Source organism: Streptomyces sp. NPDC057939 (genome assembly GCF_042887545.1).
In the GTDB taxonomy this organism is placed as follows: domain Bacteria; phylum Actinomycetota; class Actinomycetes; order Streptomycetales; family Streptomycetaceae; genus Streptomyces.
This window is the reverse complement of sequence record NZ_JBHVPG010000039.1, coordinates 1-25904: the sequence shown is the minus strand read 5'-3', so window position 1 is coordinate 25904 and position 25904 is coordinate 1. Positions and strand designations below refer to the sequence as shown.

At 71.7% G+C, this 25904-nt stretch carries 22 protein-coding genes and 1 tRNA gene; 13 read left to right on the top strand and 10 right to left on the bottom strand.

Annotated elements, in window-relative coordinates; genetic code table 11:
• Positions 1 to 61 precede the first annotated feature (61 nt).
• Together ACFVS6_RS31180 and ACFVS6_RS31175 are read left to right on the top strand one after the other, a co-directional pair.
• On the top strand, positions 62 to 1606 hold the full coding sequence (locus ACFVS6_RS31180; protein WP_389709105.1) for an APC family permease: 1545 nt from the start codon (positions 62 to 64) through the stop codon (positions 1604 to 1606).
• 218 nt (positions 1607 to 1824) lie between these two features.
• Complete coding sequence (locus ACFVS6_RS31175; protein WP_389709103.1) at positions 1825 to 3264, top strand: amino acid permease; 1440 nt, start codon at positions 1825 to 1827, stop codon at positions 3262 to 3264.
• A gap of 124 nt (positions 3265 to 3388) precedes the next feature.
• On the opposite strand, the gene ACFVS6_RS31170 is transcribed toward ACFVS6_RS31175, so the two are convergent.
• Positions 3389 to 3473, bottom strand: a tRNA-Leu gene (locus ACFVS6_RS31170).
• 167 nt (positions 3474 to 3640) lie between these two features.
• On the opposite strand from ACFVS6_RS31170, the gene ACFVS6_RS31165 reads away from it, so the two are divergent.
• The 3 genes from ACFVS6_RS31165 (at position 3641) to ACFVS6_RS31155 (ending at position 6398) form a co-directional block, all read left to right on the top strand.
• Positions 3641 to 4966, top strand: coding sequence for a M20/M25/M40 family metallo-hydrolase (locus ACFVS6_RS31165; RefSeq protein WP_281205872.1), 1326 nt, complete (start codon positions 3641 to 3643; stop codon positions 4964 to 4966).
• A gap of 151 nt (positions 4967 to 5117) precedes the next feature.
• On the top strand, positions 5118 to 5351 hold the full coding sequence (gene chpH / locus ACFVS6_RS31160) for a chaplin ChpH (protein WP_362877285.1): 234 nt from the start codon (positions 5118 to 5120) through the stop codon (positions 5349 to 5351).
• A 159-nt stretch (positions 5352 to 5510) separates the two neighbouring features.
• A complete protein-coding gene (locus ACFVS6_RS31155) occupies positions 5511 to 6398 on the top strand; it encodes a chaplin (RefSeq protein WP_389709100.1) in 888 nt (295 codons plus the stop codon).
• Between the two features lie 39 nt (positions 6399 to 6437).
• On the opposite strand, the gene ACFVS6_RS31150 is transcribed toward ACFVS6_RS31155, so the two are convergent.
• Positions 6438 to 6626: a DUF5703 family protein gene (locus tag ACFVS6_RS31150; RefSeq protein WP_281205875.1), complete on the bottom strand. Its 189-nt coding sequence runs from the start codon at positions 6624 to 6626 to the stop codon at positions 6438 to 6440.
• Between the two features lie 47 nt (positions 6627 to 6673).
• Here ACFVS6_RS31150 and ACFVS6_RS31145 point away from each other — a divergent pair, with 47 nt between their 5' ends.
• Entirely contained in the window at positions 6674 to 7345 is a 672-nt protein-coding gene (locus ACFVS6_RS31145; RefSeq protein WP_389709098.1) for a hypothetical protein, read from the top strand.
• Between the two features lie 71 nt (positions 7346 to 7416).
• Here ACFVS6_RS31145 and ACFVS6_RS31140 read toward each other — a convergent pair whose 3' ends face one another.
• Together ACFVS6_RS31140 and ACFVS6_RS31135 are read right to left on the bottom strand one after the other, a co-directional pair.
• Positions 7417 to 9750 (bottom strand): ATP-binding domain-containing protein, encoded by a 2334-nt coding sequence (locus ACFVS6_RS31140; RefSeq protein ID WP_389709096.1) that lies wholly within the window; start codon positions 9748 to 9750, stop codon positions 7417 to 7419.
• Positions 9747 to 10730 (bottom strand): aldo/keto reductase, encoded by a 984-nt coding sequence (locus ACFVS6_RS31135; protein WP_389709094.1) that lies wholly within the window; start codon positions 10728 to 10730, stop codon positions 9747 to 9749. Before ACFVS6_RS31135 ends, ACFVS6_RS31140 begins: the two co-directional genes overlap by 4 nt.
• Positions 10731 to 10839: 109 nt before the next feature.
• On the opposite strand from ACFVS6_RS31135, the gene ACFVS6_RS31130 reads away from it, so the two are divergent.
• Positions 10840 to 11889, top strand: a complete 1050-nt coding sequence (locus tag ACFVS6_RS31130; protein ID WP_281205879.1) for an LLM class F420-dependent oxidoreductase — start codon at positions 10840 to 10842, stop codon at positions 11887 to 11889.
• Between the two features lie 242 nt (positions 11890 to 12131).
• Positions 12132 to 12920, top strand: coding sequence for a ferritin-like domain-containing protein (locus ACFVS6_RS31125; RefSeq protein WP_389709092.1), 789 nt, complete (start codon positions 12132 to 12134; stop codon positions 12918 to 12920).
• Between the two features lie 21 nt (positions 12921 to 12941).
• On the opposite strand, the gene ACFVS6_RS31120 is transcribed toward ACFVS6_RS31125, so the two are convergent.
• Complete coding sequence (locus tag ACFVS6_RS31120) at positions 12942 to 13934, bottom strand: magnesium and cobalt transport protein CorA (protein WP_389709091.1); 993 nt, start codon at positions 13932 to 13934, stop codon at positions 12942 to 12944.
• 53 nt (positions 13935 to 13987) lie between these two features.
• Here ACFVS6_RS31120 and ACFVS6_RS31115 point away from each other — a divergent pair, with 53 nt between their 5' ends.
• The 4 genes from ACFVS6_RS31115 to mshC all read left to right on the top strand — a co-directional run bounded on the left by ACFVS6_RS31115 (position 13988) and on the right by mshC (position 17501).
• Positions 13988 to 14695: a histidine phosphatase family protein gene (locus ACFVS6_RS31115; RefSeq protein ID WP_389709089.1), complete on the top strand. Its 708-nt coding sequence runs from the start codon at positions 13988 to 13990 to the stop codon at positions 14693 to 14695.
• A 75-nt stretch (positions 14696 to 14770) separates the two neighbouring features.
• Entirely contained in the window at positions 14771 to 15361 is a 591-nt protein-coding gene (locus tag ACFVS6_RS31110) for a DUF3090 domain-containing protein (protein ID WP_281205883.1), read from the top strand.
• Positions 15325 to 16161 (top strand): SCO1664 family protein, encoded by an 837-nt coding sequence (locus ACFVS6_RS31105; RefSeq protein ID WP_389709087.1) that lies wholly within the window; start codon positions 15325 to 15327, stop codon positions 16159 to 16161. Before ACFVS6_RS31110 ends, ACFVS6_RS31105 begins: the two co-directional genes overlap by 37 nt.
• Before the next feature lie 110 nt (positions 16162 to 16271).
• A complete protein-coding gene (gene mshC, locus ACFVS6_RS31100; RefSeq protein WP_389709085.1) occupies positions 16272 to 17501 on the top strand; it encodes a cysteine--1-D-myo-inosityl 2-amino-2-deoxy-alpha-D-glucopyranoside ligase in 1230 nt (409 codons plus the stop codon).
• Positions 17502 to 17575: 74 nt separating this feature from the next.
• Here mshC and ACFVS6_RS31095 read toward each other — a convergent pair whose 3' ends face one another.
• The 5 genes from ACFVS6_RS31095 to ACFVS6_RS31075 all read right to left on the bottom strand — a co-directional run bounded on the left by ACFVS6_RS31095 (position 17576) and on the right by ACFVS6_RS31075 (position 23955).
• Positions 17576 to 18700: a PAC2 family protein gene (locus tag ACFVS6_RS31095; protein WP_389709083.1), complete on the bottom strand. Its 1125-nt coding sequence runs from the start codon at positions 18698 to 18700 to the stop codon at positions 17576 to 17578.
• Between the two features lie 127 nt (positions 18701 to 18827).
• Complete coding sequence (locus tag ACFVS6_RS31090) at positions 18828 to 20435, bottom strand: FAD-dependent oxidoreductase (RefSeq protein ID WP_389709082.1); 1608 nt, start codon at positions 20433 to 20435, stop codon at positions 18828 to 18830.
• A 38-nt stretch (positions 20436 to 20473) separates the two neighbouring features.
• Positions 20474 to 22000, bottom strand: a complete 1527-nt coding sequence (gene glpK, locus ACFVS6_RS31085; protein WP_389709080.1) for a glycerol kinase GlpK — start codon at positions 21998 to 22000, stop codon at positions 20474 to 20476.
• A 79-nt stretch (positions 22001 to 22079) separates the two neighbouring features.
• Positions 22080 to 22862, bottom strand: coding sequence for an MIP/aquaporin family protein (locus ACFVS6_RS31080; protein ID WP_281205888.1), 783 nt, complete (start codon positions 22860 to 22862; stop codon positions 22080 to 22082).
• Between the two features lie 325 nt (positions 22863 to 23187).
• The gene (locus ACFVS6_RS31075) at positions 23188 to 23955 is read right to left on the bottom strand and encodes an IclR family transcriptional regulator (protein ID WP_389709077.1); all 768 of its coding nucleotides are present in this window, start codon (positions 23953 to 23955) and stop codon (positions 23188 to 23190) included.
• A gap of 252 nt (positions 23956 to 24207) precedes the next feature.
• Between ACFVS6_RS31075 and ACFVS6_RS31070 the strand changes: the two genes are divergently transcribed.
• Positions 24208 to 25904, top strand: a 1697-nt coding sequence (locus tag ACFVS6_RS31070; protein ID WP_389709076.1) for a homocysteine S-methyltransferase family protein, incomplete at its 3' end; no start/stop codon positions are given.

Genomic DNA, 25904 nt, shown 5'->3' with positions numbered 1-25904 from the left:
AGCGCCCACCGACCGTCCCCGCAGACCGCTCCCGCTCCTGCTCCCGGAAGGAAACCCCGCCATGCCGACGGGCAGATCCACCACGCTCAGCGAACCGACCGAGATACGCACGTACAAGGGCGAGGACCGCGCCCTGCGCGCCGACCGCCTCGGCACCGCCGGGCTGCTGCTCTCCGTACTCGCGGCCAGCGCGCCCCTCATGGTCGTCGCCGGCGTCATGCCCACGATCTTCGGCGTCATGGGCATCGTCGGACAGCCCCTGCTCTTCGTGATCCTCGGCGTCGTCCTCGCGCTCTTCAGCATCGGCTACGCCGAGATGAGCCGGCACGTCCACAACGCAGGCGCCTTCTACGCCTACATCGCCCGCGGCCTCGGCCCGACCGCCGGAGCCTGCGCCTCCCTCGTCGCCCTCGTCGCGTACAGCGCCATGCAGGTCGGCGTCTACGGCATCCTCGGCTTCGAGATCTCCGGCCTCTTCGCCACCTACCTCGACACCGAGGTCGCCTGGTGGATCCCGGCCCTGCTCGCGGTCGCCGCCACCGGAGCGCTCGGCTGGCTGAAGATCGACCTGAACGCCAAGGTGCTCGGCGTCCTGCTCCTCATCGAGTGCGTCCTCGTCGTCATCTTCGACGTGGCCGCCCTCGGCAAGCCCGGACCCGAGGGCCTGTCCCTGAGCGCCTTCGACCCGGGCACCCTCTCCGGCGCCGGCCTCGGCACCGCCCTGTGCTTCTGCATCGCCGCCTTCGTCGGCTTCGAGCAGTCCCCGGTGTACGCCGAGGAGACCAGCAAGCCGCACATCGTCGTCTCCCGCGTGATGTTCCTCGGCGTCGGCTTCGTCGCCCTCTTCTTCGCGTTCAGCGCCTGGGCCCTGACCGTCGCCACCGGCCCCGCCGCGATCACCGACGCCGCCGCGGCATCCGGCCCCGGCCTGCTCTTCGAGCTGACCGAGACCCGCCTCGGCGCCGGCTTCACCGACGTCCTGCACGTGCTCTTCGTCACCGGCATGTTCGCGGCGATGCTGAGCTTCCACAACGTCGTCGCCCGCTACGCCTTCGCCATGGGCCGCGAGGGCCTGCTCCCGGCCCGCTTCGGCCGCACCAACCCCGGCACCGGCGCCCCGGCCACGGGCTCCCTCCTGCAGACCGGCATCGCCGCCCTCGTCGTCGCGGCCTTCGCGCTCACCGACGACCTGCCGACGGGCGACCCGACCGCGCCCGTCCTGCACCTGTTCACCTGGATGGGCAGCGTCGGCGCCCTCGGGGTGACCGTCCTCATGGCCGCGTCCTCCTTCGCCGTCATCGCCTTCTTCGTCCGCCGCGGCACCGCCGGCGCCCAGGTCTGGCGGCTCGTCGCGGCAGGGCTCGCCGGACTGGCCCTCGTCGGGATCGCCCTCTACACCGTCAAGGACTTCGCCGTCCTCGTCGGCGCCGAGAAGGGCTCCGCGCTCAGCTGGGCGCTGCCCGCGATCATCGCCGTCGCGGCCCTGGCCGGTCTGGCCCACGGTCTGTACCTGAAGTCCCGCCGCCCCGAGGCGCACGCCCGCATCGGTCTCGGCAACGAGGCGTTCCGGCTGGACCAGGCGGCGGAGACCACCCCGCACGACTGACCCGCTCCGCCTCGCATTCGTGCCCCCGGGAAGCCCCCGGCGACCGTTTCCATGGTCGCCGGGGGCTTCCGTGCGCAGGGAGCCGATTTTGGCGGGGGGCGGAGCCTCATGGTCTCCTGGGGCGACAAAACCACCGGATCGCGGCACGGGGGACACCACCCAGCTCTCCCGCGCGGCCGTTCCGACCTGCCTGTCCGACCCACGAAGGCGAAGTCCGTATGAGTGACCGCACCTTGACCGAGGCCCCCGCCGAGGCGTCTTCCCGCCCCGTCGACGCCGGTGACGAGGGCTACAGCAAGGACCTCAAGTCCCGCCACATCAACATGATCGCCATCGGCGGGGCGATAGGCACCGGCCTGTTCCTCGGCGCCGGCGGCCGCCTCGCCGGAGCGGGCCCCTCGCTCGCCATCGCCTACGCGGTCTGCGGCGTCTTCGCCTTCTTCGTGGTCCGCGCCCTCGGCGAGCTGGTCCTCTACCGCCCGTCCTCGGGCGCCTTCGTCAGCTACGCGCGCGAGTTCATGGGGGAGAAGGGCGCCTACACGGCGGGCTGGCTCTACTTCCTCAACTGGTCCACCACCACCGTGGCGGACATCACGGCCGCAGCGACCTACGCCCACTTCTGGTCGATGTTCACGGACGTCCCCCAGTGGGTGCTGGCCTTCATCGCCCTGGCCGTCGTCCTCACCGCGAACCTGATCTCGGTGAAGTACTTCGGCGAGATGGAGTTCTGGTTCTCCCTGGTCAAGGTGGCCGCCCTGACGATCTTCCTGCTCGTCGGCATCTACCTCGTCGCCACCAGCCACGACATCGGCGGCAACACCCCGGGCCTCGGCAACATCACCGACAACGGCGGCATCTTCCCGGTCGGCGTCCTGCCCATGCTCCTGGTCATCCAGGGCGTGGTCTTCGCGTACGCCTCCGTCGAGCTCTGCGGGGTCGCCGCGGGCGAGACCGAGAACCCCGAGAAGATCATGCCGAAGGCGATCAACTCGATCATGTGGCGCGTGGGCATCTTCTACGTCGGCTCGGTCGTCCTGCTGGCCCTGCTGCTCCCGTACACCGCCTACTCGGAGGGTCAGAGCCCCTTCGTCACCGTCTTCGACAAGCTCGGCGTCCCGGGCGCCGCGGGCATCATGAACCTGGTCGTCCTGACCGCCGCCCTGTCCAGCCTGAACTCCGGCCTCTACTCCACCGGCCGGATCCTGCGCTCGATGGCCATGTCCGGCTCCGCGCCCAAGTTCACCGGCGTCATGAACAAGGGCAAGGTCCCCTACGGCGGGGTCCTCTTCACCGCCGCCTTCGGCATCGCCGGCGTCGGCCTGAACTACCTGATGCCCGAGGACGCCTTCGAGATCGTCCTGAACTTCGCCTCGCTCGGCATCCTCGGCACCTGGGCGATGGTCATGCTCTGCTCGCTCCACTTCTGGCGGAGGGCGAAGCAGGGCCGCCTGGAGCGCCCGTCCTACCGACTGCCCTGGGCCCCGTACACGCAGATCGTCACGCTGGTCTTCCTCGTCACGGTCCTGGTCCTGATGTGGTGCGACGGCGGCGTCGGCCGCACCACCGTGCTGTTCGTCCCGGTCATCGGCGCCGCCCTGGTCGGCGGCTGGTTCCTGGTCCGTGGCCGGGTGGCGGAGATCGCCGCGTCCCGCCGCTGACCGACGCGCGCACGAAGGGGCCCCGGCCCGGGATCCGATCCCGGGCCGGGGCCCCCTTCCCGTCCACCGCACTCACGGGAAACGAAGAAGGACCCCGCCGAAGCGGGGTCCTTCTCCTTACTTGTGTCCGAGGGGGGACTTGAACCCCCACGCCCGATAAAGGGCACTAGCACCTCAAGCTAGCGCGTCTGCCATTCCGCCACCCGGACAAGGTGTCTGTCTCGCGTCCCTCGCGGGCCGTTCCGACGTGGAAAACATTACCAAACATTCCGGGGGCCCGATCACACCCCCCGGTGACCGGGGAACGCCCTTGGGCGGAGCGCCCGGGCGCGCGAGGATGGGGAGGTAGCCGGTACTGATCAGTGGGAGGAACAGCGTGAGCGAATCGGGCGCGGGCAGGACCGTCTCCGGCCAGGACGAGGTCGTCGACCTCTGCCGGGACCTCATCCGGATCGACACCAGCAACTACGGGGACCACTCGGGCCCGGGCGAGCGCAAGGCGGCCGAGTGGATCGCGGAGCAGCTGGCCGAGGTGGGTCTGGAGCCGCAGATCTTCGAGTCCCACAAGGGCCGCGCCTCGACCGTGGCCCGGATCGAGGGGGAGGACCCGTCGCGGCCGGCCCTGCTGATCCACGGGCACACCGACGTGGTCCCGGCCAACGCCGCCGACTGGACCTACGACCCCTTCTCGGGCGAGATCGCCGACGGGTGCGTGTGGGGCCGCGGCGCGGTCGACATGAAGGACATGGACGCGATGACGCTGGCCGTCGTGCGCGACCGCATGCGCAGCGGGCGCAAGCCCCCGCGCGACATCGTGCTGGCCTTCCTCGCCGACGAGGAGGCGGGCGGCATCTACGGGGCCCGCCACCTCGTCGACAAGCACCCCGGCCTCTTCGAGGGCGTCACGGAGGCGATCGGCGAGGTCGGCGGCTTCTCCTTCACCGTGAACGAGAACCTGCGCCTCTACCTCGTGGAGACCGCGCAGAAGGGCATGCACTGGATGCGGCTCACGGTGGAGGGCACCGCGGGCCACGGTTCGATGACCAACAACGACAACGCCATCACGGAGCTGTGCGAGGCCGTGGGTCGCCTCGGCCGGCACCAGTGGCCCGTGCGCGTCACCAAGACCGTGCGTTCGTTCCTGGACGAGCTCTCGGACGCCCTGGGCACCCCGCTGGACCCCGACAACATGGACGAGACCCTCGCCAAGCTCGGCGGCATCGCCAAGATGGTCGGCGCGACCCTGCGCAACTCGGCCGCCCCGACGATGCTCGGCGCCGGCTACAAGGTCAACGTCATCCCCGGCCAGGCCACGGCGCACGTCGACGGCCGTTTCCTGCCCGGCTACGAGGACGAGTTCTTCGCCGACCTCGACCGGATCCTCGGCCCCCGCGTGAAGTACGAGGACGTGCACGCGGACAAGGCGCTGGAGACGGACTTCGACGGGAAGCTCGTCGACGCCATGCAGGGCGCCCTGAAGGCCGAGGACCCGATCGCGCGGGCCGTCCCGTACATGCTCTCGGGCGGTACGGACGCGAAGTCCTTCGACGACCTCGGCATCCGCTGCTTCGGCTTCGCCCCGCTCCAGCTGCCCCCCGAGCTGGACTTCGCGGGCATGTTCCACGGAGTGGACGAGCGGGTTCCGGTCGACGGCCTCAAGTTCGGCGTCCGGGTCCTCGACCGGTTCATCGACAACGCGTGACGGGTCACTCCTAACGCCCGGGAATCGGGAAGGTGTGCGGATTCCACTGAGAAGAGTGAATGCGCTCATACGCTCGTAGCCCCGGTGGGAACTCCTCGTTACAGGTGGTGCGGTCCGCGGCTGGGACCGCACTTTCCTACTAGGAGGAACAATGCTCAAGAAGGTTGTCGCCGCTGCGGCTGCTACCGGTGGTCTGGTTCTCGCGGGTGCGGGTCTGGCCGTCGCCGACGCGGGTGCCCAGGGTGCGGCCATCGGCTCCCCCGGTGTCCTGTCCGGCAACGTCGTCCAGGTTCCGGTCCACATCCCCGTGAACGTCTGCGGCAACACGATCTCCGTGATCGGCCTGCTGAACCCGGCCTTCGGCAACACCTGCGTCAACGCCTGACGCGTCTGAAGACCCGGCCCCGGAGCGCTTTCCAGCGTTTCGGGGCCGCCGGGCTTTAACGGCCCGATCCATCGACTTTTCGGCGTACCAGGCGGGGGAGCCTGGACGGCCCGGCCGCCGCGCGGCGGCCGTCGACGTACCAACAGGGGACGAGTACAGATGCGACGACCGATCCAGGTCACGAGGAAGACGCTGATCACCATGGCGGCCGCGGGGGGTGTGCTCGCGCTGGCCGGCGGTCAGGCGCAGGCGGCCTCCGGAGCGTCCGGCCATGCCGCGAACTCGCCGGGCGTGCTGTCCGGGAACAACGTGCAGGCCCCGGTGGAAGCGCCGGTGAACGTCTGCGGCAACACCGTCAACGTGATCGCCCTGCTGAATCCGGCCTTCGGGAACGGCTGCGCCAACGAGTCGGGCAAGCACCGCCCGCCGGGCAAGCCGCAGCACCCGGACCACCCGGGCGGCCCCGAGGAGCCGTGCGACGACCACCCGGGGAACCCGGGGGGCGGGAACCCCGGTGGCGGTAACCCGGGCGGCGGCAATCCCGGTGGTGGCAATCCGGGTGGTGGCAACCCTGGCGGTGGGAACCCCGGTGGTGGCAATCCGGGTGGTGAGACCCCCGGTGGTGGGAACCCCGGTGGTGGGAACCCCGGTGGTGGGAATCCCGGTGGTGGCAATCCGGGTGGTGAGACCCCCGGTGGTGGGAACCCCGGTGGTGGGAATCCCGGTGGTGGGAACCCTGGCGGTGGGAACCCCGGTGGCGGTAACCCGGGTGGTGGCAATCCCGGTGGTGGCAACCCTGGCGGTGGGAACCCCGGTGGCGGTAACCCGGGCGGTGGGAACCCCGGTGGTGGGAACCCCGGCGGCGGTAACCCTGGCGGTGAGACCCCCGGTGGTGGCAACCCCGGTACCCCGGGCGGGCAGACGCCCGGCCAGGGTGGACTCGCGGCCACGGGCGCCGGTGACGCGCTCACGGCCGGAGTGCCGCTCGCGGGCGGACTGCTGCTCGCCGGAGCCGTGCTCTACCGCCGCGCCCGCAACGCCGCCTGACCGGCGCTCACGACGCGGGCCCCGTTCCGGGGGCCCGCGTCACCAGGTCGCGCGGACCTGACGGATGATCCGGCGGCGCAACCGCACCCTGCGGCTGCCGTCCCGGTGGAGCGTCAGGCGGTCCAGTTCCCAGTGGCCGTACTCGGCATGGTCGGTCAGTAGTCGGGTCGCCTCCTGGCGGGGGGTCCCGCGAGGCACGTACACGTCGACGAATTCGTATTCCGGCATCGCATCTATTGTGCGGGCAGAGGCCGGCTACGGATAGCGTCTGCACTATGTCTGATGCCGCTCTGCCCACTGTTGCCGAGGTCCGCGCCGCCGCCGAGGCGGTCAAGGCCGCTCTCGACCGCCACCTCGCCGCGGTCGAGAGCAGGATCGGGGACGAGGACCCGGCCGTCTACGCCGCCTTCAACGAACTCGCCGCCGCCGCCGAGGAATACGACGAACTGCTCTACGACCGATACGACGAGGTCACCCCGTTCGAGATCCCCACGCCGGAGGACGGAGTTCCGTACACCGGGCCGGCGGAACCCGCGGCCTTCAGCGTGTTCATCCGCCGTGACTACGCCGTCGTCGAACCGGCCCGGCTGGTCGCCCAGGCGGAACGCGTCGCCGCGCACGACCGCGAATCCGAGTTCGTCGACGACGCCGGCACGGCCGGCGCGCTCGGAGTGCTCTTCGGGGAGTACGAGCCCGACGAGATCGCCTCCCGCTACAAGGAGTTCGGACTGGAGGAGGGCGACTCCACCCTCTGGATCGCAGCGCTCGAAGAGGTCGCGGAACCGGGTGACTGGCTCGACGCGCCCTTCGGGCAGACCGACCCCCAGGACGTGCTGCACCGCTTCGACGTCAGCTCCGTCTTCGACGAGGACCCCGAGGACGCGGAAGACCCCGAAGGGCCGGGGGAGTTCGAGGAAGCGGCCGAGCCCGGCCTGACCCCGGCCTGATCCGGCTCCCCGCGCGACGCCCCCGCCCTTCCCGGACGGGGGCGTTCCGCTGTCGCCCCGTACGTTCACCGCTACTGCGGCGCGGCCTCCTGGGCGGCCGTCAAGGCCCGCAGCAAGCCCGTCAGCCGGGTCGTGCGCGGCTTCGGCAGCACCTGCGCCACCGCGTGCGGCAGCGCCTGGTCGACCCCGTGGACGACGGACAGGTGCCGCTCCGCCCGCCCGAACGCCGTGTACACCCAGTCCCGGGACAGGGCCTGCGCGGCGTCGCCCGGCAGCACGACCACCACGGCGGGCCAGCGCGTCCCGACGGCCTGGTGCGCCGTCACCGCCCAGCCGTGCCGCACCCGGGACTCGACCCGTTCCTGCGGGACGACGACCCGGGTCCCCGCGAGGTCCAGGTGCAGCCCCTGCGCGTCGGCCGACACCACCCGGCCCGGCAGCGCCCGCCCGGGGGAGGGGACGTGGACGATCCGGTCGCCGGGGTCGAACCCGCCGAACCGGCCGGGGCCCGGGTTCAGCCGTTCCTTGAGGGCCCCGTTCAGCGCGCGGGTGCCCGCCGAGCCGCCGTGGCCCGGGGTGATGACCTGCACGGCATCGGCCGGGATCCCGAACGCGCGCGGCACCGACTCGGCGACCAGCTGCACGGTGCGGTGCACCGCCTCTCCGGCGTCCTTCACCGGGACGATGACGACCTCCTTGCCCGGGGCGTGGACCTGGTTCAGCTCCCCGATCCCGACGCCCGAGACCAGCTCGCCGACCGGGCCGGGATCCGGCGTCCGGGACACGACCTGCGGCCAGGCCCGCGCCGCCAGCACATCGGCGAACACCCGGCCGGGACCGGCCGACCCGAGCACCCCCGGGTCCCCGGACAGCACCAGACGGGCCCCGTCCGGGACGGACTCCACCAGGGCGGCGGCCGTCTCCACGTCCAGCTGCGGCGCGTCCAGCACCACCAGGAGGTCCAGCTCGAACCGCCCGTCGGCGTCCCGCCCGGGACCCTGCGTCCCGGCCAGCAGCCCGGCCGGGGTGACCCGGTCGGGGCCCGGAACGTGCGCGGCCAGGACGGCCCGCAGACCCAGCTTCCGGGCCGCCTCCAGCAGTGCCAGGGGTTCGGCGCGGGCGGCCTCGCCGCCGGTGTGGGTCACCACCCCGTGCCCGGCGACGGCCCGGATCAGCTCGCCACCGGTGCCGGTGGCGGCCTGCGACCAGTCGGCGGGATCGGTGACGCCGGCCGCCAGCCGGGCCAGGCCGTCGGCGAGGCTCTCCTCGGCGAGGGCGTACTCCTCCAGCCCGACGAGGACCCGCACGGGCCGCTCGGTCTCCCCGGCCTCCTCGTCGGTGTCCGCGGCGGGGGTCGGCGCGGGACCGTCCAGGGGCTCCTCGAACACGAGCACCGCGCCCTCGCCGACGGCGTGTTCGAGGGCTCCGGCCGGTTCCGGCACCCCGTACTGGGCGAGGGCCTTCTCCAGCACCGGGCTCTCCAGGGCGGTGTGCCCCTTCTCGGCGGCCCGGTCCAGCAGCCAGCCCACCAGGGCCGCGCCGCGGCGCTCGTCCGCGGGACCGGCCTCGGCGCCCAACAGGGCCTGCGCGAAGCCGTCCGCCTGGGCCGGGCGGACGCCGGCGACCGCCAGGAGTCGCCAGGGGTCCTCGACGAGCCGCCCCGCTGCGCCCTCCCCGAGGATCCGGGCGGCCGGCCCGGCCAGCGCCTCGGGGGCGCCGCCGCGGGCCAGCACGGCCCGCACGCCCTCGATCTCGGCCGCGGCGGGCTCGGGGACGGTCGTGACGGGCCGGGGCTGCTGCGGGGGAACGGGGGCGGCCTTGCGGGGGGCGGCCGGGGCCTCGTCGAAGTACACCGGCGCCGGCGCGGCGCCGCTCTCCACGGCCCGTACGGCCGCCAGCAGGTCGGCGGCCTTCCCGCTGAGCTTCGCGCCCGCCTCGACCGGGCCCTCCCGCTCGGCCTTGCGCCGTGCGATGCGTTCCCGCTCGACCTTCTGCGCCGCCAGCTCGGCCTGCGCCTCGGTGAGCGAGGGCGCCGCGGCCTGCGCGTCCCCGCCGGCGGCAGCGGCCCCGTCCGCCGCGGCGTCCGCGGCGGGGTGCCCGTCCCCGTCCGGCTCGTCGGTCGTGGCCTCCCCGTCGGCGGGAGCGGTGTCGTCCGCCGCGTGTCGTTCCTCCGGGTCGCCCGGTGCGGCGTCCTCGTCCGGCGCGTCCTCGTCCTGTGCGTCCCCGACCGGCTCGCCGGCTGCGTCGGATCCGGCCTCCGGAGCGTCCGGCTCGCGCCCGCCCTCCGACGCCTCCGGGGCGGCCTCCGGCGTCGCGGGGTCCTCGGGCGCGGCCTCGCCGGCCCCGGCCCCTTCCTCCGCGGCAGCGGGCGCGGCGGCGGCGGTGGTCTCGGGGTCCGTACTCACAGCGTGCTCCAGTCCTGATCGGGGTAGCGGTGCACCGGGACGGAAACGTCGTCCAGCGCACGGCAGATCTCCTCGGGAAGACTAAGGGCCTCCACCGACAGCGCCGCCCCGAGCTGCGTCGACGTCCGCGCGCCGACGATCGGGGCGACCACCCCCGGCCGGTCCCTCACCCACGCCAGCGCCACGTGCAGCGGCGTCACGCCCAGCCCCTGGGCGGCGGTGACCACGGCGTCGACGATCCGGCCCGCCGGCTCGTCGAGGTACGGGTCCACGAAGCCGGCCAGGGACTCCGAGGCGCCCCGGGAGTCGGCGGGCGTTCCGTCGCGGTACTTGCCCGTCAGCACCCCGCGACCCAGCGGGGACGAGGGCAGCAGGCCCACGCCCAGGTCCAGCGCGGCGGGCAGCACCTCCCGCTCCACGCCCCGCTGGAGGAGCGAGTACTCCATCTGCGTCGAGGCGAGCCGGGTCCGTACCCCCGGCACGGCCAGCTGCCACGTCGCGGCCTTCGCGAGCTGCCAGCCGCTGAAGTTGGACACCCCCGCGTACCGGACCCGGCCGCTGCTGACGGCGAGGTCCAGGGTCTGCAGGGTTTCCTCCAACGGGGTACGGGGATCGAAGGCGTGGACCTGCCACAGGTCCACGTAGTCGGTGCCCAGCCGGTCCAGCGAGTCGTCGAGGGCGGCCAGCAGGTGCCCGCGCGAGCCGTTGAAGCGCCGGTCGGGATCCGGCACGCTGCCCGCCTTCGTGGCGATGACCAGGTCGCGGCGCGGAACCAGCCCGGCCACCAGCTGCCCCAGGATGTACTCGGCCTCGCCGCCCCCGTACACGTCGGCCGTGTCGACGAGCGTGCCGCCCGCCTCCCAGAACGTCTTCAACTGCTCGGCGGCGACTTCCTCGCCGGTGTCGCGGCCCCAGGTCAGGGTGCCGAGGCCGATCCGGGAGACGCGCAGTCCGGTGCGGCCGAGATGCCTCTGCTCCATGAGCGCTGAGACTACTGCGGCGCTGACGCGGGAGACCTTGGCGCGCTACAGTCCCCCGCAGACCCACGTTACTGATCGGTAAATCGGCTTCACCGTTAGGGGACGACACATGCGGCTCGGCATCAATCTCGGCTACTGGGGTGCGGGCATGGACGCCGACAACCTCTCCGTCGCCCAGGAGGCCGACCGGCTCGGCTACGACGTCTGCTGGGCCGCCGAGGCCTACGGCTCCGACGCGGCCACCGTGCTGGCCTGGGTCGCGGCCCAGACGGAGCGGATCGACGTCGGCTCGGCCATCTTCCAGATCCCGGCCCGCCAGCCCGCGATGACGGCGATGACCGCCGCCACCCTGGACTCGCTCACCAAGGGCCGCTTCCGGCTCGGCCTCGGCGTCTCGGGGCCGCAGGTCTCCGAGGGCTGGTACGGCGTCAAGTTCGACAAGCCGCTCGCCCGGACCCGCGAATACGTGGAGATCGTCCGCAAGGCGATGACCCGCGAGCGACTGTCCTACGACGGCGCCCACTGGACCCTCCCGCTGCCCGACGGCCCGGGCAAGCCCCTCAAGCTGACCGTCCACCCGGAGCGCGAGCACATCCCGCTCTACATCGCCGCCATCGGGCCGAAGAACCTGGAGCAGACCGGCGAGATCGCCGACGGCGCCCTGCTGATCTTCCCGGCGGCCGAGCACCTGGAGGAGACGGCCCTGCGCCACATCCGCGCGGGTCGCGAGAAGGCCGGCCTGACCATGGACGGCTTCGACGTCTGCCCGACCGTGCCGCTCGCGCTCGGCGAGGACGTGACGGCCCTCGCCGACATGTTCCGGCCCTACACCGCCCTGTACGTCGGCGGCATGGGCAGCCCGAAGCAGAACTTCTACAACCAGCTCGCCCAGCGGATGGGCTACGAGAAGGAGGCCGCCGAGATCCAGACCAAGTACCTGGGCGGCGACAAGACGGGCGCGGCCGCGGCCGTCCCGCACTCCCTGATCGACTCGACCACCCTGCTGGGCTCCGTGGAGCGGATCGCCGACGGCATGCGCGCCTACGCCGACGCCGGGGTCACCACCCTCACCCTGGCCCCCGCCGGCTTCACCCTGGACGAGCGGATCGCCGCCCTGCGGGCCGGCACCGAGGCCCTGGAGCTCGCCGGCCTCGCCTGACACCGGGCGCCGACGACCCCCGACACGACGACGGAGCCGCGCGGTACGCGCGGCTCCGTCATCAGGTCCTGCGGCCGTGGTGGGGGCTCGGGGGGTCTTCCCCGCCACGGCCGACACAGCCAACAACGCCGCGTCCGGCCCCCGGGTTACGCCCTCGCGCCGAGCCGCCGATTTCGTTCATTCGGCCGAGTCGGCCGGCCCTCTCGGTTGCCCGCCCGATCAATCCGCATTTGACTCGTTCCATGCTCTCTGCCCGCAGCCTGTTCCAGGAGATCGTCGACCACGACGACTCCTTCCAGCTGTTCTGCTCCATCGCCGCCAGCGGGGAGTCCCAGGGCGGCTGGGAGAACGCGCGGATCGCCGCGCTCGTCCCCGAACCGATGCGCGACCTGGCCCCCAAGATCACCCGGCACGGCGCCGACGAGGACAAGCACGGACGGATCTTCCAGGCCCTGCTCCGCAAACGCGGCCTGCAACCCGTACCCGTACCCCCCGAGACCGACTACACGATGCTGCTGGAACGCCGCGGCATCGGCCTCGCCCACGAGAAGCTGCGCGGCGACCGGCCGCTGACCGAGGAGGACATCGTCGTCTACCTCGCGCACAGCCGGGTCACCGAGCAGCGCGCGGCCGACCAGATGGGCATCCTCGTCCGGTACTTCGGCGACCACCCCGAGCTCGGCAGGGCCGTCCGCATGATCAGCGCCGACGAGGACAACCACCTCGCCTACTGCCACGAGGAGCTGCTGCGCCTCGCCCGCCGCGGACACGGCCGCACCATCCACCGGATCCTGCGCCGGAGCGCCCTCGCCGAGATCGGCGTCCACCGGGACGTCAGCCTCGCCGTCATGGCCCGCATGGGCCGCATCCTGAACTGGCCCGCGCCCAAGTCCGCCGCCCTCGCCGCCGGCATCCGCGCCGCGTACGCCTACGAGCGGTTCAGCGGCTGGCACCGGGCGGTCCGCCTGACCCCGCCCGAGCGGGTCGACGCCCTCGGAGGCGCCCCCGTACCCGCACCGGGACTCGCCTGACCGGCCCCCGCCGACCCGCCCTCACAGCCAGCCGCGGCGCTTGAACATCCGGTGCAGGCCCAGACAGACGGCGACCATGAGGGCCACCACGCCCGGATAGCCCCACCCCTGCCGCAACTCCGGCATGTCCTCGAAGTTCATCCCGTAGATGCCCGCGACCATCGTCGGGACCGCCGCCATCGCCGCCCAGGCCGAGATCTTGCGCATGTCGTCGTTCTGCCGGACGCCCATCTGCGCCAGGTGCGCGGCCAGCGCGTCCGACAGCAGCCGGTCCAGGCCCTCGACGTACTCGTTCGCCTTCGTCAGGTGATCGGCGACGTCCCGGAAGAAGGGCTGCGCGTGCTCGTGGACGAACGGCACGCGCCCGAACGCGAGCCGGTCCATCGGCTGGAGCAGCGGGCTCGTCGCCCGACGGAACTCCAGCACCTGCCGCTTGAAGCCGTAGATCCGGGACGCCGTGTTCTTCGAGTCCGGGGCGTTCGGCGCGAACACCTCCGCCTCCAGCTCCTCCAGATCGCCCTGGAGCTCGGCGGCCACCTCGATGTAGTGGTCGACCACCGCGTCGGACACCGCGTAGAGCACCGCCGTCGGGCCGTGCCGCAGCACCTGCGGATCCTGCTCCAACCGGTGGCGCACCGCGGTCAGCGCCGCGCCCTCGCCGTGCCGGACCGTGACCACGAACGAGTCGCCGATGAACACCATCAGCTCGCCCGTCGTCACCGTGTCCGCGTCGTCGTCGTAGAGCACCGGCTTCAGGACGACGAACAGCGAATCGTCGTACACCTCCAACTTCGGCCGCTGGTGCGCCGTCAGCGCGTCCTCCACCGCCAGCGCGTGCAGCCCGAACTCCCGGCTCACGTGCTCGAACTCCGCCTCCGTCGGCTCGTGCATGCCGATCCACACGAAGGCGTCGCCCCGGGCCCGCGCCTCGGCCAGGGCGTCCGAGAAATCGGCGGGCGCCGCGGAACGGCGGCCGTCACGGTACATCGCGCAGTCGACAATCACGCGGCGCATTCTCCCCCGCCGCCGCCCGACCCGCACCAGGGCGACACCCCTACCCTGTACCCATGGCCACGTTGATCCTCGTACGGCACGGGCGTTCCACCGCCAACACCGCGGGCTTGCTCGCCGGATGGACTCCGGGAGTCGGCCTCGACGAACACGGAGCCGGGCAGGCCGCCGCACTGCCCGACCGGCTCGCCGGGGTACCGCTGGCCGCCGCCGTCACCAGCCCCCTGCAGCGCTGCCGGGAAACCCTGGCGCCGCTCCTCGCCGCCCGCCCCGAGCTGCCCCTGCACACCGACGAACGCATCGGCGAGTGCCACTACGGCGACTGGTCGGGCCGCAAACTCTCCGAACTCGCCGGAGAACCCCTCATGAAGATCGTCCAGCAGTACCCCTCCGGCGCCGCCTTCCCCGGCGGCGAGTCCATGCGCGCCATGCAGACCCGCGCCGTGGACGCCGTACGGGAGTGGAACGCCCGGATCGAGGACGAGCACGGCAGCGACGCCGTCTTCCTGATGTGCTCGCACGGCGACATCATCAAATCCCTCGTCGCCGACGCGCTCGGCATGCACCTCGACCTCTTCCAGCGGATCCACGTCGACCCCTGCTCGGTCACCGCCGTCCGCTACACCCCCACCCGCCCCTTCCTGCTGCGCCTCGGCGACACCGGCGACCTCACCCCGCTGATCCCGCGCCCGGCCCCGGTCGCCGAGGGGGAGTCCGAAGGCGACGGGAACGCCGTCGTGGGGGGCGGCGCGGGCGCGGCGTGATCGAACGGCGCAGTAGGGTGGCATGGCCGATACGCGTGCGCGGACCCGCCCACGCCTGAGACTTGGAGACTGGACGTGCCCCGTCAGGTGTTCCTTTACGATCCGCCGGACCGCTTCGTGGCCGGCACGGTCGGTCTGCCTGGGCGCCGTACGTTCTTCCTGCAGGCCTCCGTGGGTACCCGCGTCACCAGCGTCTCCCTGGAGAAGACCCAGGTGGCGGCGCTGGCCGAGCGGATGGACGAGCTGCTGGACGAGGTCGTGCGGCGCACCGGCGGCAACGCCCCCGTCCCGGCCGTCGCCTCCACCGAGGCCGCCGACACCGCCCCGCTCGACGTGCCCGTCGAGGAGGAGTTCCGCGTCGGCACCATGGCCCTCGCCTGGGACGGCGAGGAACAGCGGATGATCGTCGAGGCCCAAGCGCTCGTCGAACTCGACGCCGACTCCGACGAGGACCTCGCCGAAGCCGAGGAACGCCTCCTCCAGGACGAGGAGAACGGCCCGCCCATGCTCCGGGTGCGCCTGTCCGGCGCCCAGGCCCGGGCCTTCGCCAAGCGCGCCCTGGACGTGGTCAACGCCGGCCGCCCGCCGTGCCCCCTGTGCAGCCTCCCGCTCGACCCCGAGGGACACGTGTGCCCCCGCCAGAACGGCTACCGGCGCCAGGCGTGAGCGCCGCGAGCACGATCGAGGAGCTGCTCACCCGGGGTGAGCTCACCGTCCGGGGACGGATCGCCGAGGCCTCCAACGCGGTCCTGCTGTGCACCGTCGCCCACGACGGCCGCACCGCGGACTGCGTCTACAAGCCGGTCAAGGGCGAGCGACCGCTGTGGGACTTCCCCGACGGGAACCTCGCCCGCCGCGAGCGCGCCGCCTACCTCGTCTCCGAGGCCACGGGCTGGGGCCTGGTCCCCGCCACCGTCCTGCGCGACGGACCGTACGGCGAGGGCATGGTCCAGCACTGGATCGACTCCGGGGAGACGCCCGAGGCGGAACTCCTCGCGCTCGTCGAGGGCGAGGAGGCGGCGGACGGCTGGAAGCCCGTCGCCCTCGCCGAGGTCGGCGAGGGCCGCACCGCCCTCCTCGTGCACGCCGACGACCCCCGGCTGCGCCGCCTCGCCGTACTCGACGCCGTGATCAACAACGGCGACCGCAAGGGCGGCCACCTGCTGCCCGCCCCCGACGGCCGGCTGTACGGCATCGACCACGGTGTGACCTTCCACGCGGAGGACAAGCTGCGCACCCTGCTCTGGGGCTGGGCGGGGGAGCCCCTCACCGACGAGGCCCGCGCGGTGCTGCTCACCCTGGAGTCCCAGCTGGCCGCGGGAGAGCCGCTCGCCACCCGGTTGGCCGAACTGATCACCGACACCGAGCTGGACGCCGTCCGGGCCCGCGTGGCCGCCCTGCTGCGCACCGGGACCCATCCGCAGCCCTCGGGACAGTGGCCCGCCATTCCCTGGCCCCCGGTCTGAGCAGGCACGGCACGGGACGCACAGAACCGGCCAGACGGCAAGAGCGCGGTTCAGGCCAAGAGTGACGCTCCGGTTCGTTTCCGGAACACTCGTCCGGTTAGTCTCAAGGCATGCATGCCTGGCCCGCTTCTGAGGTCCCCGCCCTGCCCGGCAAGGGCCGCGACCTCCAGATCCACGACACCGCGACCCAGGGGACGATCACCCTCGCCCCCGGTCCCGTCGCCCGTATCTACGTCTGCGGGATCACTCCGTACGACGCGACCCACATCGGTCACGCGGCGACCTACAACGCGTTCGACCTCGTTCAGCGCGTGTGGCTCGACAACAAGCGGCAGGTCCACTACGTCCAGAACGTCACGGACGTGGACGACCCGCTCCTGGAGCGGGCGCTGCGCGACGGACACGACTGGACCGAACTCGCCGAGCGCGAGACCGCCCTCTTCCGCGAGGACATGACCGCCCTGCGGATGCTGCCCCCGCAGCACTACATCGGAGCGGTCGAGGCCATACCCGGCATCGTGCCGCTGGTCGAGCGGCTCCGCGACGCCGGCGCCGCCTACGAGCTCGACGGCGACGTCTACTTCTCCGTCGAGTCCGACCCGAACTTCGGCGGGGTCTCCCACCTGGACGCCGAGGCGATGCGGCTGCTCTCCGCGGAGCGCGGCGGCGACCCGGACCGCCCGGGGAAGAAGAACCCGCTCGACCCGATGCTGTGGATGGCCGCCCGCGAGGGCGACCCGAGCTGGGACGGCGGCTCGCTGGGCCGCGGCCGGCCCGGCTGGCACATCGAGTGCGTCGCCATCGCCCTGGACCACCTGGGCATGGGCTTCGACATCCAGGGCGGCGGCTCCGACCTGGCGTTCCCGCACCACGAGATGGGTGCCTCGCACGCCCAGGCGCTGACGGGCGAGTTCCCGATGGCCAAGGCCTACGTCCACGCCGGCATGGTCGGCCTGAACGGCGAGAAGATGTCGAAGTCCAAGGGCAACCTGGTCTTCGTCTCGGCGCTGCGCCGCTCCGGGGTCGACCCGGCGGCCATCCGCCTCGCCCTGCTGTCGCACCACTACCGGGCCGACTGGGAGTGGACCGACGCGGTCCTCGCCGAGGCGGTGGCCCGTCTGGAGCGCTGGCGCGCGGCCGTCTCGCGCCCGGACGGCGTACCGGCGGACGCCCTGGTCGAGGAGGTCCGCGAGGCCCTCTCCCGCGACCTGGACGCCCCTGCGGCGCTGGCCGCCGTGGACCGCTGGGTCGAGCTCCAGCTGGCCACCGACGCCGACGACGAGTCGGCGCCGGGCCTGGTCTCCCGCACGGTCGACGCCCTGCTCGGCGTCGCCCTCTAGAGCACGGCCCCCAGGGGCGACGAAACGCCGGGCCCGCCGCGGTTGCGGCCGGCCCGGGGGTGTGGTGCGTCCACCTAGGCGTCGGGGGAGGACCCCCCCGCGCCGGGACCCCCCGGCGGCTCGGGAGCCTCCGGCTTCTCCGGCGACTCGGGCGTCGCGGGCGCACCCGCCGTCCCCGCCGCGTCCTGGCCCCCGGCAGCCCCGGACGCCTCCTCGGCGCCGCTCCCGGTCCCACCGGCGGCCCCGTCGGGCGTCGGCGCGGCGGGCGGCTCCGGCTCGGGCCTGCGCTTCGACGGCCGGCTCAGGCCGCCGGCCGTGTCCCGCAGGTACGAGGCGTCACCCGGATCCGTGGTGGCGGAAGGGTCCCGACGCCGCAGGTACCGTTCGAACTCCCGGGCGATCGCGTCCCCGGAGGCCTCCGGCAGGTCCGCCGTGTCCCGTGCCTCCTCCAGCGTCTGGACGTACTCCGCGACCTCGCTGTCCTCGGCCGCCAGCTGGTCCACGCCCAGCTGCCAGGCCCGCGCGTCCTCGGGCAGCTCGCCCAGCGGGATCCTGATGTCGATCAGGTCCTCCAGCCGGTTGAGCAGCGCCAGCGTGGCCTTCGGGTTCGGCGGCTGCGACACGTAGTGCGGCACCGCCGCCCACAGCGACACCGCGGGAACGCCCGCGTGCGTGCAGGCCTCCTGCAACACGCCCACGATCCCCGTCGGGCCCTCGTACTTCGTCTCCTCCAGGTCCATCGTCCGCGCCAGGTCGGCGTCCGAGGTCACCCCGCTGACGGGCACGGGCCGGGTGTGCGGGGTGTCCCCGAGCAGCGCGCCCAGGATCACCACCATCTCCACGCCGAGCTCGTGCGCGAAGCCGAGCAGCTCGTTGCAGAACGACCGCCACCGCATGGACGGTTCGATGCCCCGCACCAGCACCAGGTCGCGCGGCTTCGCACCGCCGATCCGGACCACGGACAGCCGCGTCGTCGGCCAGGTGATCTTCCTGACCCCGTTGTCCAGCCACACCGTCGGCCGGTTGACCTGGAAGTCGTAGTAGTCCTCGGCGTCCAGAGCCGCGAAGACCTCGCCCTTCCACTCCCGGTCCAGGTGCGCCACCGCACCGGAGGCGGCGTCACCCGCGTCGTTCCAGCCCTCGAACGCGGCCACCATGACCGGGTCGATCAGCTCGGGCACGCCCTCAAGCTCGATCACCCAGGTCTCCTTCCGAAGTTCCCTTGCGTACGTGGGCCAGCCTAAGCCTTGAGGTGGCACCGACCACAGCCCACGACGGAGGGGCGGTTCCCCTCGGAACCGCCCCTCTTCCCCACCTGCGCGGGAGCTATGCCTTGTGACCCAGCATCTCCTCGACCCGGGCGCGCACGGAGGCGTCGTCCAGACCGCGGACCGTCACCGTCGTGCGGCGGCGCAGCACGTCGTCGACCGTCTCGGCCCACTCGTTGTCACGGGCGTAGGCGACCTGCGCCCAGATCTCCGGACCGTCCGGGTGGATGCGCTCGGCCAGCGCCGGGTCCTCGTTCGCGATGCGCGCGATGTCGAAGGCCAACGAGCCGTAGTGCGAGGCCAGGTGGCGGGCCGTCAGCGGGTCCATGCGGGTGCCGGGCTCGCGGTCCACCAGCAGTCGGTGCGCGACCGCGTTCGGGTTCGCGACACCGGGCAGCGGGATCCGGCGCACGAGCGACTTCTGCGGCTCCATGTCCTCGGTCAGCGGGCTGCCCGGGAGCTTGGCCAGCTTGTCCATGACGACACGGCCGATGTGACGGTACGTCGTCCACTTGCCGCCGGCCACCGACAGCATGCCGCCCGCGCCCTCGGAGACGACCGTCTCGCGCTTGGCCTTCTCCACGCCGCCGGGGCCGCCGGGCAGCACCCGCAGGCCTGCGAAGGCGTACGTCATCAGGGAGCGGTCGAGGTCGGCGTCGTTCACGGAGAACGCCGCCTCGTCGAGTATCTGCTGGATGTCGGACTCGGTGGCGCGCACGTCCGCCGGGTCGCCCTCGTAGACCTCGTCGGTCGTACCGAGCAGCAGCTGGTCCTCCCAGGGGAGGGCGAAGGTGATGCGGTACTTGTCGATCGGGGTGGCCATGGCGGCCTTCCACGGCGACTTGCGCTTCATCACGATGTGCGCGCCCTTGGACAGGCGGATCGAGGGCATCGAGTGCTTGTCCTCCATGCGCCGCAGGTGGTCCACCCACGGGCCGGTGGCGTTGAGCACGACACGGGCGTCGACGCCGAACTCGGTGCCGTCCAGACGGTCCTTGAGCTCGGCACCGGTGACCCGGCCGCGCGTCATGCGCAGGCCGGTGACCTCGGCGTGGTTGAGGACGACCGCACCCGACTCGACGGCCGCGCGGACCGTCATGACGGCGACGCGGGAGTCGTTCATCTGGTGGTCGTAGTAGACCGCGACGGCCTTCAGGTTGTCCGTCTTCAGGCCCGGATTGTCGGCGACGGCGCGGGCCGGCGAGATGACCTTGCCGATCCCGTCACCGAAGGCCGAGAGCGCCGAGTACGCGAACACGCCCGCGCCCAGCTTCGCCGCGCCGACCGGACCGCCCTTGTACACGGGCAGGTAGAAGGTCAGCGGGTTGACCAGGTGCGGGGCCACGTCCTTGGCCAGCACCCGGCGCTCGTGGTGGTTCTCCGCGACGAGCTTGACCGCGCCGGTCTGCAGGTAGCGCAGACCGCCGTGGACGAGCTTGGAGGAGGCGGAGGAGGTGGCGCCGGCGAAGTCACCGGCGTCCACCATGGCGACCCGCAGCCCCGACTGCGCGGCGTGCCAGGCCACCGAGGTGCCCAGGATTCCACCGCCGATGACCAGCAGGTCGTACGTGGCCTTGGCCAGCTGCTCACGGGTCTCGGCGCGGCTCGCGTTGGAACCGGCTGTCGGGTGCGTACCCAGAGTGGGGACGCTCTGCAGGCTGCTCATGTCTCTTTAGCTCCTCGTCGATTCGTCAGCCGGTGCGGTCAGCTGGCGTCTTCGTCGTCGACCCAGCCCATGGACCGCTCCACGGCCTTGAGCCAGCTCTTGTACTCGCGGTCCCGCTGTTCGGCGGGCATCCGCGGGGTCCACTCGGCCGCGCGGCGCCAGTTGGCGCGCAGGGCGTCGGTGTCGGGCCAGAAGCCGACGGCCAGGCCGGCGGCGTAGGCGGCGCCGAGGCAGGTGGTCTCGGCGACCATCGGGCGCACCACGGGGGCGTCCAGGAAGTCCGAGAGCGTCTGCATCAGCAGGTTGTTGGAGGTCATACCACCGTCGACCTTGAGGGCCGCCAGCTCGACGCCGGAGTCCTTGGTCATGGCGTCGGTGATCTCGCGGGTCTGCCAGGCGGTGGCCTCCAGGACGGCACGGGCGATGTGCGCCTTGGTGACGTACCGGGTCAGGCCGGTGATCACGCCGCGGGCGTCGGAGCGCCAGTACGGGGCGAACAGGCCGGAGAAGGCCGGCACGAAGTAGGCGCCGCCGTTGTCCTCGACCGAGGAGGCCAGGGTCTCGATCTCGGCGGCCGACTTGATCAGGCCCATCTGGTCGCGCATCCACTGGACGAGCGAGCCGGTGACGGCGATGGAGCCTTCCAGGGCGTAGACCGGCTTCTGGTCGCCGATCTGGTAGCCGACCGTGGTCAGCAGGCCGCTGTAGGAGTTGATGATCTTGTCGCCGGTGTTCATGAGCATGAACGTGCCGGTGCCGTACGTGGACTTGGCCTCGCCCTCGGCGAAACAGGTCTGTCCGAAGAGGGCGGCCTGCTGGTCACCGAGCGCCGAGGCGACCGGGACGCCGGCGAGGACGCCTTCCTTGACGTGGCCGTAGACCTCGGCGGAGGACTTGATCTCGGGGAGGACGTTGAGCGGGACCCCCATCGATTCCGCGATCTTGTCGTCCCAGGCCAGCGTGTGCAGGTTCATCAGCATGGTGCGCGAGGCGTTGGTGACGTCGGTGACGTGCACGCCGCCCTGGGCGCCGCCCGTGAGGTTCCAGATGACCCACGAGTCCATGGTGCCGAAGAGGATGTCGCCCGCCTCGGCGCGCTCGCGCAGGCCCTCGACGTTGTCGAGCAGCCAGCGGACCTTGGGGCCGGCGAAGTAGCTCGCGAGGGGGAGGCCGGTCTCGCGGCGGAAGCGGTCCTGGCCGACGTTGCGACCGAGCTCCTTGCACAGGGCGTCGGTGCGGGTGTCCTGCCAGACCAGCGCGTTGTGCACCGGCTCGCCGGTGTTCTTGTCCCACAGCAGGGTGGTCTCGCGCTGGTTGGTGATGCCGACGGCCTTGACGTCGGCGGCGGTGATCTCCGCCTTGGCGATGGCCCCGGCGACGACCTCCTGGACGTTGGTCCAGATCTCGGCGGCGTCGTGCTCGACCCAGCCCGGCTTCGGGAAGATCTGCTCGTGCTCCTTCTGGTCGACGGCGACGATGCGCCCGTCGCGGTCGAAGACGATGCAGCGGGAGGAGGTGGTGCCCTGGTCGATCGCGGCGATGAAGGGGCCGGTGCTGCTGGTCATGATGGCTGCTCCTGGCAGGTCTGGTGAGTTGGCGGAATCAGGAGTGCGGTGCGGATCTTACGAGCGCTGCAGATGCTGATCAGGCGAACGCGATGTTGTACAGACCGCCGGCGAGTACGGCACCGACGAGCGGGCCGACGACCGGGATCCAGGAGTACCCCCAGTCCGAACCGCCCTTGTTGGGCAGCGGGAGCAGGGCGTGCACGATGCGCGGACCGAGGTCGCGCACCGGGTTGATGGCGTAGCCGGTGGGGCCGCCCAGCGAGAGGCCGATGCCGACGACCACGAACGAGGTGATCAGGACACCGATCACACCGAGTCCCTTGCCGTCGTCCTGGAGGCCCTGGGTCAGGATGGCCAGGACCAGGACGGCGGTGCCGATGATCTCGGTGGCGAGGTTCTGCACGACATTACGGATCTCGGGGCCCGTGGAGAAGATGCCGAGGACCGGGCCGGCCTGGTCGTGCGGGTGCGGGTCCTCGGGACCGAGCTTGGCGTCGCGGATGTGCTCCGGGTCGGACAGGTGCACGCGGAACTGGCCGTAGTACGTGATCCACATCAGCACGGCACCCAGCATGGCACCGAGGAGCTGTCCCGCGAGGTACACGGGGACGTCGCCCCACTCGCCGGTCTTGACGGCGATGCCGAACGTGACGGCCGGGTTCAGGTGGGCCCCGGAGAGCGGAGCGGAGACGTAGGCGGCGATCAGTACGGCGAAACCCCAGCCGAAGGTGATCGCGAGCCAGCCCGCGTTGCGGGCCTTGGAGCTCTTGAGGGTGACGGCGGCGCAGACGCCACCACCGAGAAGAGTGAGCAGGGCGGTACCGATGGTCTCGCCGATGAAGATGTCGGAGCTGGACACCCGCGACTCCTTTGTTCTTACGTCCAGGGGTGGGTGAACACCGGGTCCCTCCGGTGGTCCACACACTCGGTGAGTGCTGCACCGGTCCTTGGCCTCGCCATAGCCTAACGCGTATTGCCGGTAGGTGTTCGACAATGCCGACCGATGAACGGCAGTTTTCCGCCTGGATGAAGAACGCGTCAAGGGTTGGCCAGGTCAAAGAACCGGATCGTTACCACACGGTACGATCGCCCAAATCAGGCCAATGACTGATCCGGAAACGACAAAACCCACCCAAAGAGCGCCTGAAGCGCCCCTCGGGTGGGCCGAACGAATCAAGTCAAGCTCAGAACCGGCCCGCGCCGAGATCGCGCGAAACCGACCGTGCGCAGTCCCGGACCGAGGCCACCAGCGACGCCCGGGGCTCCCCGCCCTCCCCGCAGACCCGCTCCACGGCCCCCGCGACGGCCACCGCGCCGACCGGCATCCGCCGCCGGTCGTGGATGGGCGCCGCCACCGAAGCGATGCCCTCCCACGTCTCCTCCACGTCCGCGGCCCAGCCGCGCGCCCGGGTCAGCGCCAGGACCTCCTCGAAACCCACCGCGTCCGTGACCGTGCGGGGCGTGAACGAGTCCCGCTCCACCTCCACCACCTGCGTGTGCGCGACCGGGTCGTAGGCCGACAGGACCTTGCCCAGGGCCGTGGAGTGCAGCGGCTGCATGGCCCCCACCTCCAGCACCTGACGGCTGTCGTCCGGCCGGAACACGTGGTGCATGATCAGCACCCCGCTCTTGTGCAGCACCCCCACGTACACGCTCTCGCCGCTCGCCCGGGCCAGGTCGTCCGTCCACACCAGGGCGCGGGCGCGCAGCTCGTGCACGTCCAGATAGCTGTTGCCCAGGCGCAGCAGCTCCGCGCCCAGCTGGTAGCGCCCCGACGCCGGGTCCTGCTCGACGAAACCCTCGGCCTGCAGGGTGCGCAGGATCCCGTGCGCCGTGCCCTTGGCCAGGCCCAGGGACGACGCCACATCCGAAAGTCCCAGCCGGCGCTCCCCGCCCGCCAGGAGCCGCAGCATCGCAGCGGCTCGTTCGAGCGACTGGATGTTCCGTGCCATCGCGCAGCCTCCTGCTGACGTAGTTCGACAATGCTGAACACTATCGGTCGATGCCGACCTTGTGCATGGTTGGGCGATTCCCGCAGTCAGTGCACACCGTCACACCCCCGTGCGTAGTCCCGCGCACAGAATGCAGTCCGCCACGTGGGACGCCCCCACCGGGGTTGTTGCCGCACGGTTACCCTGACCGCGTGCACCCTTGACACGAGGGGGTGCAAAGCCGACAGCCGTCGCATCCCAGGGAGCACAACCATGGCCTCGTTGCCGAACCCGCCCGCAGACACCCAGACCCGGGCCGACGCCCTCCGAGAGGCGCTCGCCACCCGCGTGGTCGTCGCCGACGGAGCCATGGGGACGATGCTCCAGGAGCAGGACCCGACGATGGAGGACTTCCAGCAGCTGGAGGGCTGCAACGAGGTCCTGAACGTCACCCGCCCGGACATCGTCCGCTCGGTCCACGAGGCGTACTTCTCCGTGGGCGTCGACTGCGTCGAGACCAACACCTTCGGCGCGAACTTCGCCGCCCTCGCCGAGTACGACATCCCCGAACGGAACTTCGAACTGTCGGAGTCCGGCGCCCGCATCGCCCGCGAGGTCGCCGACGAGTACACCGCCTCCACCGGGCAGCAGCGCTGGGTCCTCGGCTCCATGGGCCCGGGCACCAAGCTCCCCACCCTGGGCCACATCACCTACGCCGAGATCCGCGACGCCTACCAGATCAACGCCGAGGGCCTGATCACCGGCGGCGCCGACGCGCTCCTCGTCGAGACGACCCAGGACCTGCTCCAGACGAAGTCCTCCATCATCGGTGCCCGCCGCGCCATGGAGGCGCTCGGCATCTCCGTCCCGCTGATCTGTTCCGTCACCGTCGAGACCACGGGCACGATGCTGCTGGGTTCGGAGATCGGTGCGGCGTTGACGGCGTTGGAGCCGCTGGGCATCGACATGATCGGTCTGAACTGTGCCACGGGTCCGGCGGAGATGAGTGAGCACCTGCGGTATCTGGCGCGCAATGCCCGGATTCCGTTGTCGTGCATGCCGAACGCGGGTCTGCCGGTGTTGACGAAGCAGGGTGCGCACTATCCGTTGTCGGCCTCCGAGCTCGCGGACGCGCAGGAGACGTTCGTGCGGGAGTACGGGTTGTCGCTGGTCGGCGGTTGCTGCGGCACGACGCCGGAGCATTTGCGGCAGGTCGTGGAGCGGGTCCGCGGGACCGCCGTGACCGAGCGGACCCCGCAACCGGAGCCGGGGGCGGCGTCGCTGTATCAGACGGTGCCGTTCCGGCAGGACACCTCGTACATGGCGATCGGTGAGCGGACGAACGCGAACGGGTCGAAGAAGTTCCGCGAGGCGATGCTGGAGGCCCGTTGGGACGACTGTGTGGAGATGGCCCGGGACCAGATCCGTGAAGGCGCGCACATGCTCGACCTGTGTGTGGACTACGTGGGTCGTGATGGTGTCGCGGACATGCGGGAGCTGGCGGGGCGGTTCGCGACGGCCTCGACGTTGCCGATCGTGCTGGATTCCACCGAGGTTCCGGTCCTTCGGGCGGGGTTGGAGAAGTTGGGTGGGCGGGCGGTCATCAACTCGGTCAACTTCGAGGACGGTGACGGTCCCGAGTCGCGTTTCGCGAAGGTGACCGCGTTGGCCCGGGAGCACGGTGCCGCGTTGATCGCGTTGACCATCGACGAGGAGGGTCAGGCCCGAACGGTCGAGCACAAGGTCGCGATCGCGGAGCGTCTGATCGGTGATCTGACGGGGAGGTGGGGGATTCGTGAGTCGGACATCCTCATCGACACGTTGACGTTCACGATCTGCACGGGTCAGGAGGAGTCCCGCAGGGACGGTATCGCCACGATCGAGTCGATCCGTGAGCTCAAGCGCCGCCATCCCGATGTCCAGACCACGCTGGGTCTCTCCAACATTTCCTTCGGTCTGAATCCGGCCGC

Excerpts from the sequence above, each read along its gene's own strand:
- ACFVS6_RS31090 (WP_389709082.1), bottom strand. The coding sequence starts at position 20,435 with ATGAGCAGCCTGCAGAGCGTCCCCACTCTGGGTACGCACCCGACAGCC.
- ACFVS6_RS31130 (WP_281205879.1), top strand. The coding sequence starts at position 10,840 with ATGCGGCTCGGCATCAATCTCGGCTACTGGGGTGCGGGCATGGACGCC.
- ACFVS6_RS31175 (WP_389709103.1), top strand. The coding sequence starts at position 1,825 with ATGAGTGACCGCACCTTGACCGAGGCCCCCGCCGAGGCGTCTTCCCGC.
- mshC (WP_389709085.1), top strand. The coding sequence starts at position 16,272 with ATGCATGCCTGGCCCGCTTCTGAGGTCCCCGCCCTGCCCGGCAAGGGC.
- ACFVS6_RS31150 (WP_281205875.1), bottom strand. The coding sequence starts at position 6,626 with ATGCCGGAATACGAATTCGTCGACGTGTACGTGCCTCGCGGGACCCCC.
- ACFVS6_RS31135 (WP_389709094.1), bottom strand. The coding sequence starts at position 10,730 with ATGGAGCAGAGGCATCTCGGCCGCACCGGACTGCGCGTCTCCCGGATC.
- ACFVS6_RS31155 (WP_389709100.1), top strand. The coding sequence starts at position 5,511 with ATGCGACGACCGATCCAGGTCACGAGGAAGACGCTGATCACCATGGCG.
- glpK (WP_389709080.1), bottom strand. The coding sequence starts at position 22,000 with ATGACCAGCAGCACCGGCCCCTTCATCGCCGCGATCGACCAGGGCACC.
- ACFVS6_RS31075 (WP_389709077.1), bottom strand. The coding sequence starts at position 23,955 with ATGGCACGGAACATCCAGTCGCTCGAACGAGCCGCTGCGATGCTGCGG.
- chpH (WP_362877285.1), top strand. The coding sequence starts at position 5,118 with ATGCTCAAGAAGGTTGTCGCCGCTGCGGCTGCTACCGGTGGTCTGGTT.
- ACFVS6_RS31145 (WP_389709098.1), top strand. The coding sequence starts at position 6,674 with ATGTCTGATGCCGCTCTGCCCACTGTTGCCGAGGTCCGCGCCGCCGCC.
- ACFVS6_RS31180 (WP_389709105.1), top strand. The coding sequence starts at position 62 with ATGCCGACGGGCAGATCCACCACGCTCAGCGAACCGACCGAGATACGC.
- ACFVS6_RS31120 (WP_389709091.1), bottom strand. The coding sequence starts at position 13,934 with ATGCGCCGCGTGATTGTCGACTGCGCGATGTACCGTGACGGCCGCCGT.
- ACFVS6_RS31115 (WP_389709089.1), top strand. The coding sequence starts at position 13,988 with ATGGCCACGTTGATCCTCGTACGGCACGGGCGTTCCACCGCCAACACC.
- ACFVS6_RS31125 (WP_389709092.1), top strand. The coding sequence starts at position 12,132 with ATGCTCTCTGCCCGCAGCCTGTTCCAGGAGATCGTCGACCACGACGAC.